Genomic DNA, 14913 nt, shown 5'->3' on the forward strand with positions numbered 1-14913 from the left:
GCACCAGCCTCATCACCCGTAAACTGACGAGCAATCACCACGCCGTCTGCGGAGGGGGACTGAGATGAGCGACGAGGCCATCCCGGGGGTCGATCTGAGCCGGCCCAGCATCGCGCGGACCTATGACTACCTCATCGGTGGCAAGGACAACTACGCCGTCGACCGGGAGTTCGGCGACGAGTTCATCGTGAAGCTGCCCGGCGCGGTGCAGATGGCCATCGACAATCGGCAGGCCCTGATCCGGGCGGTCGGAGATGTCGCCGCCACCACCAGGATCCGTCAGTTCATCGACTTCGGCAGCGGGCTGCCCGGCACGGACAACGTGCATCAGGTCGCCGAGCGGCACGCCTCCGGGGTACGGGTCGTGTACATCGACAACGACCCGATCGTGCTCGCCCACGGCCGGGCGCTGCTCGCCGAGAACGATCTGACGGCCGTCCTCCAGGCCGATCTGCGCGACCCCCGTGCCATAAGGGATGACCCCGCCCTCCAGCGGCTCATAGATTTCGACCGGCCGGTCGGCGTCATCCTCTCCGCCGTGCTCCATCACCTCAACGACGACGAGGACCCGTACGGCGTGATGCGGTTCTGGCGGGAAGCCGTGCCGTCCGGCAGTTACTTCTTCATCAGCCACTTCCGCAGCCGCCGCGACCCCGAGTCGGCGAAGCTGGAGGGGCTGCTCCAGGGCTCGCTCGGCCGGGGCCGCTGGCGTACCGATGAGGAGATAACGGCGCTCTTCGACGGTCTCGACATCCTGGAGCCCGGCATCCTGCCCGCCGCCGAGTGGCGGCCCGTGCTGGAGCACCGCTCCGAACTCACCCTCTGGCAGCAACTGCTGGTCGTCGGCCTCGCCGTCAAGCCGTAGCCGGCCCCACCCCACCACCCCTCAACGGCCGCGTTCCGCGCCGCCGTTCACCTGGATGGTCTGTGCCGTGATGTGGCCCGCCGCATGGGAGGACAACCAGTGCAGGGTCTGTGCCACATCGCCGGGCTCGCCCGCCCGGCCGGTCAGGGTTTCGGCCACCCGCGCGCGACGCCGCTCCTCCGTCAGGCCGCCGCCGAAGAACTCCGTGTCGTCGATCAGCCCGGGCGCCACCACATTCACCGTGATGCCGCGCGGGCCGAGTTGGCGCGCCAGGTCGAAGGCGTACGGATGCAGGGCCGCCTTGCTCCCTCCGTAGCCGCCGGAGCCCGAGCCCCGGTAGGCGGCGATCGAGGACACGAACAGCACCCGGCCGCCCGGTGAGGCCAGCCGGTCGCGCAGTGCCTCGGTCAGCAGCACCGCCGTCAGCGTGTTGATCCGGAACGACTCGGTCCACTCGTGCGCCGCCGCAGCCAGGGGGTCGCTCGCATCGTCGGGCCCGGCCGGGGCCAGGCCGCCCGCGTTGTGGATCAGGACATCCACCGTGCCGAACCGCTCCCCGATAACGCCCGCCGCCCGCGCAACCTGTGCCGGGTCGGTCAGGTCGGCGGGTACGGCCACCGCGCCGTCGATCCGCTCCGCCGCCCGTTCCAGGACCTCGGCGCGCCGCCCGATCAGCACCGGGGTGTCGCCCCCGCGCGCGAACACGTCCGCCGTGGCGAAGCCGATCCCCGTGCCACCGCCGCTGATGACCACTGTGCGTCCGATTGTCATGGGCGCGACCGTACCCGTGCGCATCGTTATCCTCCAGCCACTTACGGCGACTTACAGGGGCACCTCCCACACCAGCCCCAGCCCCGCCCCCTCCAGGCCCGGGACCAGTTCGGCCGAGCCGCCCAGGGTGGTGGCCCGGTCGGCCAGGTTGCGCAGTCCGCTGTAGCGGCCGGCGCCGCCCTCCGGCAGCCCGGCGCCGTCGTCCGCCACCGTCAGCCGTACCCCCTCCCGGCCGTCCGGCAGCGTGATGGTGGCGTCCACCGTCACCTCCACCCGCCTCGCCCGCGCGTGCCGCGCCGCGTTCGACAGCGCCTCGCGCAGCGCCGCGATCAGGTTCTGGGTGATGCCCTCCCCCACCCGGGTGTCCACCGGCCCCGTGAACGACACCGACGGCGCGAAGCCAAGACCCTGCGCCGCGGTGCCGGTCTCCCGCAGCACCCGGGTGCGCAGCCCGGCGTGCGCCTCGTCCGGGTGCTGCTGGAGCGCGAAGATGGTGGTGCGGATCTCCTGGATCGTCGCGTCGAGTTCGGTGACGGCCTTGGCCAGCCGCTCCCCGGTGTCCGTGGCCGGGGTGGCGCGCCGGGCGCCCTCCAGGAGCATGCCGACCGCGAACAGCCGCTGGATGACCAGGTCGTGCAGGTCGCGGGCGATACGGTCCCGGTCCTCGTACACCGCCAGGGCCTCCCGGTCGGCGCGGGCCTGGGCCAGCACCAGGGCGAGCGCGGCCTGCTGGGCGAACTGGGTGGCCATCGCCCGCTCGGGTACGGAGTACACCTCGGCGCCGGGGGCGCGGGGCAGGCCGAGGGCGCCGAGGGTTTTGTCGCCGCTGGTGAGCGGGAGCAGCATGCAGGGGCCGAAGTGTTCGGCGAAGCGGCGGGCGGTGAGCCGGGGGTCGGTGGCGGCGTCCTCGATGAAGACGGGTTCGCCGGCCAGCAGCTGCCGTACGGTGTCGGCGTCGGCGGGCAGTGCGGTGCCGATCAGCGGCGGGCCGCCGGGGCCGGCGCTGGCGGCGACGATCTCCAGGGTGCCGTCGGTGGGGACCAGCACCAGGCCGGTGTCGGCGTCGGCGAGTCGTCTGGCCTGTTCGGCGACGACCGCGAGCGCGTTGTCGATGTCCTCGGCCAGCAGCGAGGCGGACAGTTCCACGCTGCCGTCCATCCAGCGGGCCTGCTGCCGTACCGCCTCGTACAGCCGGGCGTTGCCGATCGCGATGCCGGCCTCGGTGGCCAGGATGCGGAGCATCTGGCGGTCCTCGGGGGTGAAGGGGGCACCGGCCGGCTTGTCCGCGAGATAGAGGCCGCCGAAGCCGGCGCCGTGCACCCGGATGGGGACGCCGATCACGGGTGCGCTGTCGTCGGACTCCGCGCGCGGCAGGGGGCGTCCGCCGTGCTCCAGCAGTTCGGCGAGCAGTTGGTCGCGGCCCAGGGCCCCGGGGTCGGTGCCGTGGGCGACGAACTCTCCGACGCGCTCCCCGTCGTCGGAGAGGACCACCAGTGCGGCGTACCGGGCACCGGCCAGCTCGGCGGCGGTGCGGACGATCCGGTGCAGCAGGGTGCGCAGCTCCACGTCGCCGCCGAGTGAGGTCATGGCGGCGAGCAGCTGGGGCATCCGGCGGGCCAGCTCGGGGCTGAGCGGTGGTCCGGGTGCCTCCTGCTGTGTCATAGCAGTGAGGGTAGTTAGTCCACCTTTGCGGCGAAAGTCGGGATCGGTGCCGAGGGCCGTTCCACCGCCGCCTCCCGTTCCAGCATCCGGCGGAACGGGCCCTCGGCGGCGGCCAGCTCGGCGTACGGGCCGCGCTGTACGGGACGCCCCGCCGCGAGCACCAGCACCTCGTCGACGGCGTCGAGGCCCGCCAGCCGGTGGGTGATCAGCACGGTGGTACGCCCCTCGGTGGCGGCCAGCAGATCGCGGGTGAGGGCGTCGGCGGTGGGCAGATCGAGGTGTTCGGCGGGCTCGTCGAGGACCAGGACCGGGAAGTCCGCGAGCAGCGCGCGGGCCAGGGCGAGCCGCTGGCGCTGGCCGCCGGAGAGCCGGGCGCCGTGTTCGCCGACCTCGGTGTCCAGGCCGTCGGGCAGCGCGTCCACCCAGTCCAGCAGCCGGGCGCCGGCCAGCGCGGCGCGCAGCGCGGCGTCGTCGGCGCCGGGGGCGGCGAGCCGGAGGTTCTCGCGCAGGGTGCTGTCGAAGATGTGGGCGTCCTGGGCGCACAGGCCGACGTACCGCCGTACGGTGTCGCCGTCCAGTGCCGTGGCCGGGGTGCCGCCGAGGGTGTAGGTGGTGGGGTCGGCGGGATCGGCCGGGTCCAGGAAGCGCAGCAGAACGTGGGCCAGGGTGGTCTTCCCGGCCCCGGAGTGACCGACGACCGCGATCCGGTGACCGGGGGTGAGGTCCAGGTCGAGGCCGTCCAGCGCGGGCGGGGCGGCCGGGGCGGCTCCCGGGTGGCGGGCGGTCAGCCCGCGCAGCCGCAGCGGGAACGGGGTGGCCGGGGCGGTGGTGGCGGGAGCGTCCGGCTCCCGCACGGGCGAGGGGGCGTCCAGCACCTCCCGGATCCGTTCGGCGGCCTGGCGGGCACGCTGCCGGTGCTGTACGGCAGACGGCAGGCCGAGGACCGCCTCGAACGCGGCCAGCGGGATGAGGACGACGGTGGCCAGCCACACCCCGTCCAGGCGGCCGTCCGCGACGGCCGGGACGCCGGCCCAGGCGGCGGCGGTCACGGTGAGGCCGGTGATCACGGCGAGCAGTCCGCCGGCCAGACCGGTGACGGCGGCCGAGCGGGCGGCGATCCGGGTCAGCCGGGCGTCCGCCTCGCGGACGGCGTCCAGCTGGGCGGGGAGCGCCCCGGCCACGGTCAGTTCGGCGGTGCCGGTGAGCAGATCGACGGTGCGGGTGGCGAGTTCACCACGGGCCGGTGCGAGCTGCCGGTCGGTGCGGCGGGCCAGGGCACCGCTGAGGGCCGGGACGGCGACCCCGGCCAGCAGCAGCCCGGCACCGAGGGCGGCGCCCGCGGCCGGCAGCAGCCAGGTGGTGAACGCGACGGCTCCGGCCGACACCACGCCGGCCGCGACGGCCGGCAGCAGCCAGCGCAGGAAGTAGTCCTGGAGGGCGTCCACATCGGTGACGACCCGGGAGAGCAGGTCCCCGCGCCGGGTGGTGCGCAGTCCGGCGGGGGCGAGCCGTTCCAGCCGCCGGTAGACGGTGACCCGGAGCCCGGCGAGTATCCGCAGGACGGCGTCGTGGCTGATGAGGCGTTCGGCGTAGCGGAAGACGGCCCGGCCGATGCCGAAGGCGCGGGTCGCGGTGACGGCGACCATCAGATAGAGGATGGGCGGCTGCTCGGAGGCCCGGGAGATCAGCCACCCGGAGACGGCCATCAGCCCGGTGGCCGACCCCAGCGCCAGCGCCCCGAGCACGGCCCCGAGGAGCAGCCGCCTCCACCAGCCGGCCCCGGCCCGCCGCACCCAGGCCAGCGGGGCAAGGGCACCGGCGGCACCTGTGGCACCTGTGGCGCAGGAGTCCGCGGTATGGACGGTGTCGGGTGACGCCGGTTCGGCCGGCGGCCGGGGAAGGCCGGCCGGCGCGCCGGGCTCGGGGTGGGCCGGGTGGCCCGGCGCTGCGTTGAGGTGGTGTTTCACGTGAAACACTCGATCGGCCGCGGCCAACAGAGCGGGGCGGTGGGTGACCAGGAGGACGGTGCGGTCGGCCGCCAGGGTGGTGATGGTGGCGACCAGCTCCGCCTCCGTGCTGCCGTCCAGGGCCGCCGTCGGCTCGTCCAGCAGCAGGATCGGACGGTCGGCCAGCAGCGCCCTGGCCAGTGCCACCCGTTGGCGCTGGCCCGCCGAGAGACCGCCACCCGACTCGTCCAGCGGGCGGTCGGGGTCGAGGTCGCCGGCTGCCGCCGCGCGCAGCGCCGCGGTCACGTCCTCGTCGGTCGCCTCGGGACGGGCCAGTCGTACGTTCTCCGCGATCGTGCCGGCGAACAGTCGCGGGTGCTGGGGCACCCAGGCGATCCGGCGGTGCCACTCCGGCAGCTCCACGGCGGCCAGATCGGTGCCGCCCACCAGCACCCGCCCCAGGGTCGGCCGGGCGAAGCCCAGCACCACGTTCAGCAGGGTGCTCTTGCCGGCTCCCGAGGGGCCGGTCAGCGCCACCGTCTCCCCGGGCCGGATGGTCAGGCTGGTCTCCGGCAGTGAGTCCGCTTCCCGGCCGGCATGGCGTACCACCACACCATCGAGCTCGATCGGCGCGTTCAGCGGCGGCAGCAACGCCGTGCCCGTACCGGTGCCCGTACCCCGCGCCGGCTCCGTCTCCAGCACCTCGAAGACCTCCGCCGCCGCCGACAGGCCCTCCTGCGCGGCGTGGAACTGCGTCCCCACCTGGCGCAGCGGCAGATATGCCTCGGGCGCCAGGATCAGCACCACCAGGCCGGTGTAGAGGTCCAGTTCGCCGTGCACCAGCCGCATGCCGATGCCGACCGCCACCAGGGCCACCGAGATGGTGGCCAGCAGTTCCAGGGCGAAGGAGGACAGAAACGCGACCCGCAGCGTCCGCAGGGTGGAGCGGCGGTAGTCGGCGGTGATGGCCCGGATGTTCTCGGCCTGGGCCTTGGCCCGGCCGAACACCTTCAAGGTGCTCAGCCCGCCCACCACATCGAGGAAGTGTCCGGACAGCCGGGCGAGTTGCCGCCACTGGCGGTCCATCTGGGCCTGGGTGGCCCAGCCGATGAGGATCATGAACAGCGGGATCAGCGGCAGGGTGCCCGCGATGATCGCCGCCGAGACCCAGTCGTCCGTCACGATTCTGGCCAGCACCGCCACCGGCACCACCACCGCCAGGCCCAGCTGCGGCAGATAGCGCGCGAAGTAGTCGTCCAGCGCGTCCACGCCGCGCGTGGCCAGCGCGGTGAGTTCCCCGCTGCGCTGTCCGCTCAGCCAGCCGGGCCCGAGCCGGGTGGCGTGGCCGAGCAGCCGGATCCGAAGCTCCGACTTGACGGCCGCGCCGGCCCGGTGGGCGGCGAGTTCGGTCAGCCAGGCGACCAGGCCGCGTCCCAGCGCGGTGGCGGCGAGCAGCAGCAGCGGGGTACGGAGGTCCGCCAGGTCCCGGCCGTCCTGGAACGCGCCGGCCACGATCTCGGCGATGAGCATGGCCTGCCCGATGAGCAGCACGGCTCCGGCGAGTCCCAGCGCCACCGAGGCGGCGAGGAAGCCCCGGGTGGCCCGGGCGTGGCGGAGCAGTCGCGGGTCTATGGGCTTCATCGGTCCGTTCCGTCGTCCGTCGTCGGTCGCCGCTGTCGCCGTCAGTGCGCCGCCGGCGCGATGTGCTGGGTGCCGATGCGCTTGCGGAAGACCCAGTACGTCCAGCCCTGGTAGAGCATCACCAGCGGGGTGGCGATGGCCGCGCACCAGGTCATGATCTTCAGGGTGTACGGGCTGGAGGCGGCGTTGTCGATGGTCAGGGTGCCCGCCGGGTCGCCGGTGGAGGGCATCACATCGGGGAACAGCGCCAGGAACAGCATGGCCACCGCGGCCACGATCGCCAGCCCGGACCAGGCGAAGGACCAGCCTTCGCGGCCCCTGGCGTTCGCCACCAGTGCCGCGCCGAGCGCCGCCCCGGCGATCACCATGGCCACCCAGGTACGGTCGTTGCCACTGTTGCCCTGGGTCCACAGCAGGAAGCCGGTGGCGAGCGCCAGCGCCGCGAGCCCGAGCCCGGTGGCCAGCCGCCGGGCCCGTACCCGGATGTCGCCGACCGTCTTGAGCGCGGTGAAGACCGTGCCGTGGAAGGTGAACAGCACCAGGGTGAGCGCCCCGCCGAGCAGCGCGTACGGGTTGAGCAGGCCGAACACATCGCCGGTGTACTCGTGGGAGGCGTCCAGCGGGACGCCGTGCACGATGTTGGCGAAGATCACGCCCCACAGGAAGGCGGGCACCGCCGAGCACCAGAAGATCGCGTGTTCCCAGTTGCGCTGCCAGCGCTCGCCGGGCCGCTTGGCGCGGTACTCGAAGGCGACGCCGCGCACGATCAGGCTGAGCAGTACGGCGAGCAGCAGCAGATAGAAGCCGGAGAAGAGGGTGGCGTACCAGTCGGGGAAGGCGGCGAAGGTGGCGCCGGCGGCGGTCAGCAGCCAGACCTCGTTGCCGTCCCAGACCGGGCCGATGGTGTTGATGAGCACCCGGCGTTCGGCGCGGTCGCGGGCGAGGACCTTGGTCAGTACGCCGACGCCGAAGTCGAAGCCCTCCAGGAAGAAGTAGCCGATCCACAGGACGGCGATGAGGGCGAACCAGAGGTTGGGGAGGTCCATCGCATGCTCCTTGTCGGTCCGCGGCTCAGTAGGAGAAGGCCATGGGGCGGTCCGGTGCCGGCGTGCCGCCGTCCGGGCCGTCCGGGTCATCGGTGCGGTCGTGGCCGCCGATCCGGGTCGGCGGATTGCGGTCGGCGTCGGTCAGCTCGGGCGGGCCCGCCTTGGCGTACTTGGCGAGCAGCCGCACCTCGACCACGGCGAGGATCGCGTACAGCAGCGTGAACAGCGTCATGGAGGCGATGACCTCGCCCTGGGAGACGCCGGGCGAGACGGCGTCGGTGGTGCGCAGCACCCCGTACACCACCCAGGGTTGCCGGCCGGTCTCGGTGAAGATCCAGCCCCAGGCGTTGGCGATCAGCGGGAAGAGCATGGTGAGCAGGGCGAGCCGCCAGTAGCCGCGGGTGAGGGTGGGGCCCAGTTCGCGGTCGCGGGTGAGGGCGAGCCGGGGCACGGTGTCCTCGTCGGTGCGCAGCCGTTCGGCCAGCCACAGCCGGCGCCGGGTGAGCCACAGTCCGGCGGCGCCGAGCGCGAAGGAGGACATGCCGAAGCCGATCATCCAGCGGAAGCTCCAGTAGGCGACCGGGATGTTGGGGCGGTAGTCGCCGGGGCCGTACAGCTCCTCCATCGCCTTCTGGGTGTCATTGATGCCGGGGACCGGGTCGGTGAAGTTGTCGTGGGCGAGGAAGGACAGCAGCCCGGGGATCTCGATGGCGACGTCGTTGTGACCCTTGGCGACGTCGCCGATGCTGAACAGGGAGAACGGTGCCGGGGCCTGGGTGTCCCACAGCGCTTCGGCGGCGGCCATCTTCATGGGCTGCTGGTCGTACATGATCTTGCCGAGCCGGTCGCCGGAGAAGGCGGTGAGCGCGCCCGCGATGACCATGGTGACCAGGCCGACCCGCAGCGAGGTGCGCATCACCCGGATGTGCTGCTTGCGGATGAGGTGGTAGGCGGCGATGCCGACCATGAACGCGCCGCCGGTGAGGAAGGCGGCGGTGATGGTGTGGGCGAACTGGGCGACGGCGGTGTTCTGGGTGAGGACGTGGACGATGTCGGTCAGCTCGGCCCGTCCGGTCTCCTCGTTGATGCGGTAGCCGACCGGGTGCTGCATCCAGGAGTTGGCGGCCAGGATGAAGTACGCGGAGAGCACGGTGCCGATCGCGACCATCCAGATGGTGGCGAGGTGGATCTTCTGCGGCAGTTTGTCCCAGCCGAAGATCCACAGTCCGATGAAGGTGGACTCGAAGAAGAAGGCGATCAGGGCCTCGAAGGCGAGCGGGGCGCCGAAGACATCCCCGACGAAGCGGGAGTAGTCGGACCAGTTCATGCCGAACTGGAACTCCTGGAGGATGCCGGTGACCACGCCGAGCGCGATGTTGATGAGGAAGAGCTTTCCCCAGAACTTGGTGGCCTTCAGGTACTTCTCGTTGCCGGTGCGTACCCAGGCGGTCTGCAAGCCGGCCGTGAGGGAGGCGAGTGAGATCGTCAGCGGCACGAAGAGGAAGTGGTAGACGGTGGTGATGCCGAACTGCCACCGGGCCAGTGTCTCGTTGGCGAGCGCCAGGTCCACGGGGGTCTCCTTCCCTGCGCCCCGTACCTTGTGAACGTATTCACATTCACAAGTACGATGATGGCACACCGCCTCCGGGCTCCCCACGGGGGGTCCGAAAGCGGTGAAACCCGATAAAGCAGCAGGTCAGAAGGGGTGAGATCAGGACGGGGCGGTGGTACGGAAGGCCGCCGCCGTGGCCAGCACCACATCGTTGGCCTCGGGCTCGGCGACGGTGATCCGTACCCCCTCGCCCCCGAACGGCCGCACCGTCACGCCGGCCTCCTCACAGGCCGCCGCGAAGCGGGCGGTGTCCGCGCCGAGCCGCAGCCACACGAAGTTGGCCTGGGAATCCGGCACCGGCCAGCCCTGCTCACGCAGCCCGTCCGCCACCCGGGTCCGCTCGGCGACCAGCACCGCCACCCGCTCCAGCAGCGCGGACTCGGCGCGCAGCGAGGCGATCGCCGCGTTCTGGGCGATCTGGCTCACCCCGAAGGGCACCGCCGTCTTGCGCAGCGCCGCCGCCACCGGCTCGTGCGCCACCGCGAAGCCCACCCGCAGCCCGGCCAGACCGTACGCCTTGGAGAAGGTGCGCAGCACACAGACATTCGGCCGGTCGCGGTACAGCACCAGGCCGTCGGCCGCGTCGGCGTCGCGGACGAACTCCCGGTACGCCTCGTCGATGACCACCAGGACGTCGGCGGGCACCCGGTCCAGGAAGCGGGTCAGCTCGGCGTGGCCGATGGCGGTGCCGGTGGGGTTGTTGGGGGTGCAGACGAAGATGAGGCGGGTGCGGTCGGTGATGGCGTCCGCCATCGCGTCCAGATCGTGCTCCTCGCCGGCCGTCAGCGGCACCCGTACCGAGGTCGCCCCGGAGATCTGCGTGATGATCGGATACGCCTCGAAGGACCGCCAGGCGTAGATCACTTCGTCGCCCGGGCCGGCCGTGGCCTGGAGCAGTTGCTGGGCGACGCCCACCGAGCCGGTGCCGGTGGCCAGATGGCCGACCGGGACCTTGAAGTGCTCCGCCAGCTCGGCCAGCAGCGCGCCGGCCGTCATGTCCGGGTAACGGTTGAACGCGCCGGCCGCGCCGACGGCGGCCTCCAGCACGCCGGGCAGCGGCGGATAGGGGTTCTCGTTGGAGGACAGCTTGTACACCGGCCGGCCGTCGGTGCGGGCGGCGGCGGGGCGGCCCGGCAGATAGGCGGGGATGTCCTCCAGTACGGCGCGCAGCCTCGGTCCCGCCACCTCGGCGGCGGCCGTGGCCGCGGCGGTCCGAGGCGCTGGTTCGGACTCGGGTGCGGCGTCCCGTGGGGCGTCCTGGGAAGATACGGTCATCCTCCACACTGTATGAGGAAAGCCCCGGCAGGCGTATCCCCCGGGGCGTGCGAAGTCGCGCGGTACAGCGCTCACCCCACAACACGCGCCGGTGGCGAGTACCCTGGCGCGCTTCACTCGTGAGAGTGAACCGGCACGCGTTGAATTCGATCGAAGCGTTCGGAAGTAAGCGCTCGCACATCGGTTCCCTCATGGGGGAAGCTGGCGATTATCCCTTTCGATCGCAGGCAGAACGCCTTAATGATCATGCAGAAACGTAATCGCGCCCCCTACTCCGCAGTGGGGCGGACGGCCCCGCCCCCGGGCCTACCATCAGGTCGCCATGACAGCAGCGAAGCATCAGGTGACTCGGTCCGCCGGGCGCCGGCCGAGCGGGCGGGCCGGCATCCGAGATGTCGCCGCGGCGGCCGGTGTCTCGATCACCACTGTCTCCGACGCGCTCAACGGCAAGGGCCGGCTCCCCGACGCCACCCGCCGCCACGTCCGCAACGTCGCGGACCGCCTCGGCTACCGCCCCTCGGCCGCCGCCCGCACGCTGCGCACCGGAAAATCGGGGCTCATCGGGCTCACCGTCACCACCTACGGCGAAGAACCGTTCACCTTCACCGAGTTCGCCTACTTCGCCGAGATGGCCAGAGCCGCCACCTCGGCCGCCCTCGCCCGTGGCTACGCCCTGGTGATCCTCCCGGCCACCTCCCACCACCGCGACTTCGACGTCTGGTCCAACGTGGCGCTGGACGGCACCGTCGTCATCGACCCCGCCGACCACGACCCGGTCGTCACCGAGCTCGTCCGGCAGGGCATCCCGGTGGTCTCCGACGGCCGCCCCGACGCCGCGCTGCCCGTCACCGCCTGGGTCGACAACGACCACGAGGCCGCCGTGCTGGGCCTCCTGGACCATCTCGCGGGCTCCGGAGCCCGCCGCATCGGCCTGCTCACCGGCACCAGCACCGACACGTACACCCGGCTGTCCACCACCGCCTACCTCAACTGGTGCGAGCGGGTGGGCCAGGAGCCGGTGTACGAGTCCTACCCCGCCCACGATCCGTGCGCCGGAGCGGTGGCCGCCGACCGGCTGCTGGCCAGGCCCGACCGGCCCGACGCCGTCTACGGCCTGTTCGACCCCAACGGCACCGATCTGCTGGCCGCCGCCCGCCGTTACGGACTGCGGGTGCCCGACGATCTGCTGGTGGTGTGTTGCAGCGAGTCCCCGGTGTACGCGACCACCGAGCCGCCCATCACCACCCTGTCCCTCAAACCGGGCCGGATCGGCTCCACCGTCGTCCAGTTGCTGATCGACGCCATCGAGGGCACCCGGGACCGCAGCCGCGACCGGGAGCGCGACCGGGTACGCCCGGCGGCCCGCCCGCCCTCGCACCAACTCATGCCGACCGAACTCATCGTCCGCGGCTCCTCCCAGCGCACCGCCCGCGTCGGGGTGCCCCCCGGCCGGCTGCCCGGAGACCCGCGCACCACCGTCGCCGCCCCGCGGACCCCACCGCTCGGCGACCGCTAGTTTCCAGCCGCCCGTTCCGGCAATATCGTCTTACGACAGAACCTCGCGTCCGACTCGACCGGCGGCGGCGTCCCGGCGGACCGTACCCTCCGCCGATCGGCACCCCCGGGTGTGTCACACGTGGGCGGCTGGATTCCTATGATGGGCGAATGGCACCGGGACCCGGCCGAAACGGCAGGTCCCGCAGGTGAAGGCGGCGTGTGATGGTGGAGGGGTCGATGACGCAGGGGGCCGGCGAGGTACCCAAGACGTGGCAGGGCGCGACCGAGGGCGGTCCGGCCATGCCCCCCCGGCCCACCCACGAGCCCGATCTGTACACCCCCACCGTGCAGGACCTGCCGGTGATCGAGGGCGCCGGACCGCTGTACGTGGTCGGCGACGTCCACGGCTATCTGGACGAACTGCGCGCCGCCCTGCACACGGCCGGGCTGACCGACGCGGAGGACCGCTGGGCGGCCGGAAACGCCCGGCTGTGGTTCCTGGGGGACTTCACCGACCGGGGCCCGGACGGCATCGGCGTCATCGACATGGTGATGCGGCTGTCGGCGGAGGCCGCCGCCTCCGGCGGCTACTGCAAGGCGCTGCTCGGCAACCACGAACTGCTGTTCCTGGGCGCCAGCCGGTTCGGCGACACCCCGGTCGAATCCGGCGCCGGCACCGCCTCGTTCCACGCCGCCTGGATGCTGAACGGCGGTCAGCGCGCCGACATGGAGCGGCTGCGCGACCACCACGTCCAGTGGATGTCCCGGCTGGACTCGATGGCGGTGGCGGACGGCCATCTGCTGCTGCACTCCGACACCACCGCGTATCTCGAATACGGGCAGAACGTCGACGACGTCAATGACGCCATCTGGCAGGCTCTCCAGCGCAATGACCCGGAGGAGACCTGGGACCTGTTCCGTAAATTCACCAAACGCTTCGCCTTCCGCGACGAGGACGGCCCGCAGGCCGCCCGCGAACTGCTGGACACCTACGGCGGCAAGCGCATCGTGCACGGCCACAGCCCCATCCCGTATCTCACCGGCGAGCCCGCCGAATCCGACTCCGGCGACCCCGACGCGCCGGACGCCACGCCCAGGATCGATGGACCGCACATCTATGCGGATTCCCTCGCCATCGCGATGGACGGCGGGGTCACCATGGCCGGAAAGCTGTTGGTCGCCCGACTCCCCCTGGATGATTGAGTCTTCGTTCCCTGTTGTGCAGAGTGCGCCGCCGTGCGGGCGGGCAGGTGAGAAGCGGGGCACAAGGCTGACGGGCCCGGGCCCCGGGGGTGCCAGAAATCCCTCTGGTGAGGGTGGTGGAAGGAAAGATTCCGGCGATCTCCTATGACGGGGCGGCGGAAGCCCTTTACCATCAGTTCCTTCACCAGCTCTCTGCCCACCCTGACCGCCCGGTCGGCAGGAAGGCCCTTCGGAGCATCTGGGGACTTATATGAACAGCGCTCAAGATTTGCTGCCAGAGGATCGCGCCGAATTCGAGCGGGTCCTCGACGAGGCCCTGCGCGCGGCCCGGCAGGCAGGCGGCGCGGACGTCGATGTCGCCGCCCTCGTACGGCAGGTGCGGCAGGCCGCGCTGGCGGCCCGGCCGCAGCTGACGGCCACCGCCGCCGACGAGTACCACCGCTATGTCCGGCTGCGCGAGCAACTGCGCGCCCCCGCCGGCCCGTCGGGCGCGCCCGAGCGCACCGGCGGCGGCAACCTGGCGGTGATCTCGGTGCTGATCCCGGTGCTGGCCGGGATCGCCGCCGTGGTGTTCCTGCTGATCGGGTACGGCATGGGGCTGTCCGAGGAGGAGGCGGGGGTGGCCGGGTCGATGCGGAACATCGGCTGGCTGTTCGCGCTGTTCGCCGCGTTCGGGCTGCTGCTCGCGGTGGCCGGCCTGGTGATCACGGCGGCCCGTAACGGCTCCGCCTCCGCGATCCGGGCCGGCGACCCGGGGCCGGGGCGCGGCGGCCTGGCCGGGGACGTGGCGCAGGCGCGCGAGGACTGGCGGCGGGCGCTGGCGGAGCGCGGCATCGGGCCGTTCCTGCGCGAGGCGGCGGTGCTGCGCGGCACCGGCACCGGCACCGGCGCCGGTGCCGGGGCAGGCGACCCGGGGACGGGCCGCGGGGACGGGGCCGCGGCGGGCGGGCGGATCACGCCGCAGCTGCGGTTCTCCAGCCCCGACTTCTCCAGCCCGACCGGCGGCGCGCCCCGTACCACGCCGCGGGCCGGCCATCCGGAGTTCTCCCGGCCGGAGTTCTCCAGCCCCGGCTTCTCGACCCAGGGCGCCGAGGACGAGCCGGCCCGGGCCAAGGGGTACGCGGCACCCGACTTCACCGCGCCGGAGCAGGGCAGCGGCAGTTCGCGGGGCTACTCGACCGGGGACTTCTCCTCCGGGAACTTCTCCTCGGGCACCTACGCGGCCGGCGACTTCGCCAGCCCCGACTACTCCTCCGACAGCGGCGAGCGCACCGAGAAGGGGTACGCGGCCCCCGAGTTCGGCAGCCCCGACTACGCGCGTCCGCGCCGCAAGGGCGAGGCGGACGACGGCAACACCGACGGCGAGGAGAACCGGGACCGGGACCGGCCCCGTAC

Annotated in this window: 10 protein-coding genes; 4 read left to right on the forward strand and 6 right to left on the reverse strand. The window is 72.5% G+C overall.

What is annotated here, in order from left to right; genetic code table 11:
* The first annotated feature begins 64 nt into the window (after nt 1–64).
* Nucleotides 65–865 (forward strand): SAM-dependent methyltransferase, encoded by an 801-nt coding sequence (locus AC5WRL_RS23145; RefSeq protein WP_496090565.1) that lies wholly within the window; start codon nt 65–67, stop codon nt 863–865.
* A gap of 21 nt (nt 866–886) precedes the next feature.
* Here the strand turns inward: AC5WRL_RS23145 and AC5WRL_RS23150 are convergent, their stop codons facing one another.
* From AC5WRL_RS23150 to hisC, 6 genes are all read right to left on the reverse strand, one after another.
* Entirely contained in the window at nt 887–1630 is a 744-nt protein-coding gene (locus AC5WRL_RS23150; RefSeq protein WP_496090579.1) for an SDR family NAD(P)-dependent oxidoreductase, read from the reverse strand.
* Nucleotides 1631–1687: 57 nt separating this feature from the next.
* On the reverse strand, nt 1688–3298 hold the full coding sequence (locus AC5WRL_RS23155; protein ID WP_496090566.1) for a sensor histidine kinase: 1611 nt from the start codon (nt 3296–3298) through the stop codon (nt 1688–1690).
* A 14-nt stretch (nt 3299–3312) separates the two neighbouring features.
* A complete protein-coding gene (cydD, locus tag AC5WRL_RS23160; protein WP_496090567.1) occupies nt 3313–6885 on the reverse strand; it encodes a thiol reductant ABC exporter subunit CydD in 3573 nt (1190 codons plus the stop codon).
* 41 nt (nt 6886–6926) lie between these two features.
* Complete coding sequence (gene cydB / locus AC5WRL_RS23165; RefSeq protein ID WP_496090568.1) at nt 6927–7931, reverse strand: cytochrome d ubiquinol oxidase subunit II; 1005 nt, start codon at nt 7929–7931, stop codon at nt 6927–6929.
* A gap of 25 nt (nt 7932–7956) precedes the next feature.
* Nucleotides 7957–9501, reverse strand: a complete 1545-nt coding sequence (locus AC5WRL_RS23170; RefSeq protein ID WP_496090569.1) for a cytochrome ubiquinol oxidase subunit I — start codon at nt 9499–9501, stop codon at nt 7957–7959.
* Between the two features lie 141 nt (nt 9502–9642).
* A complete protein-coding gene (hisC, locus tag AC5WRL_RS23175; RefSeq protein WP_496090570.1) occupies nt 9643–10818 on the reverse strand; it encodes a histidinol-phosphate transaminase in 1176 nt (391 codons plus the stop codon).
* A 322-nt stretch (nt 10819–11140) separates the two neighbouring features.
* Here hisC and AC5WRL_RS23180 point away from each other — a divergent pair, with 322 nt between their 5' ends.
* The 3 genes from AC5WRL_RS23180 to AC5WRL_RS23190 all read left to right on the forward strand — a co-directional run.
* Nucleotides 11141–12334 (forward strand): LacI family DNA-binding transcriptional regulator, encoded by a 1194-nt coding sequence (locus tag AC5WRL_RS23180; protein WP_496090571.1) that lies wholly within the window; start codon nt 11141–11143, stop codon nt 12332–12334.
* A gap of 203 nt (nt 12335–12537) precedes the next feature.
* Nucleotides 12538–13518 carry a metallophosphoesterase gene (locus tag AC5WRL_RS23185; RefSeq protein WP_496090572.1) on the forward strand — a complete coding sequence of 327 codons (981 nt, stop codon included), beginning with the start codon at nt 12538–12540 and terminating at the stop codon, nt 13516–13518.
* Between the two features lie 268 nt (nt 13519–13786).
* Nucleotides 13787–14913, forward strand: a 1127-nt coding sequence (locus tag AC5WRL_RS23190) for a hypothetical protein (protein ID WP_496090573.1), incomplete at its 3' end; no start/stop codon positions are given.

The sequence above is a fragment of the Streptomyces sp. NTD107 genome (genome assembly GCF_059510435.1).

Excerpts from the sequence above, each read along its gene's own strand:
- AC5WRL_RS23145 (WP_496090565.1), top strand. The coding sequence starts at position 65 with ATGAGCGACGAGGCCATCCCGGGGGTCGATCTGAGCCGGCCCAGCATC.
- cydD (WP_496090567.1), bottom strand. The coding sequence starts at position 6,885 with ATGAAGCCCATAGACCCGCGACTGCTCCGCCACGCCCGGGCCACCCGG.
- AC5WRL_RS23180 (WP_496090571.1), top strand. The coding sequence starts at position 11,141 with ATGACAGCAGCGAAGCATCAGGTGACTCGGTCCGCCGGGCGCCGGCCG.
- AC5WRL_RS23155 (WP_496090566.1), bottom strand. The coding sequence starts at position 3,298 with ATGACACAGCAGGAGGCACCCGGACCACCGCTCAGCCCCGAGCTGGCC.
- AC5WRL_RS23185 (WP_496090572.1), top strand. The coding sequence starts at position 12,538 with ATGGTGGAGGGGTCGATGACGCAGGGGGCCGGCGAGGTACCCAAGACG.
- cydB (WP_496090568.1), bottom strand. The coding sequence starts at position 7,931 with ATGGACCTCCCCAACCTCTGGTTCGCCCTCATCGCCGTCCTGTGGATC.
- hisC (WP_496090570.1), bottom strand. The coding sequence starts at position 10,818 with ATGACCGTATCTTCCCAGGACGCCCCACGGGACGCCGCACCCGAGTCC.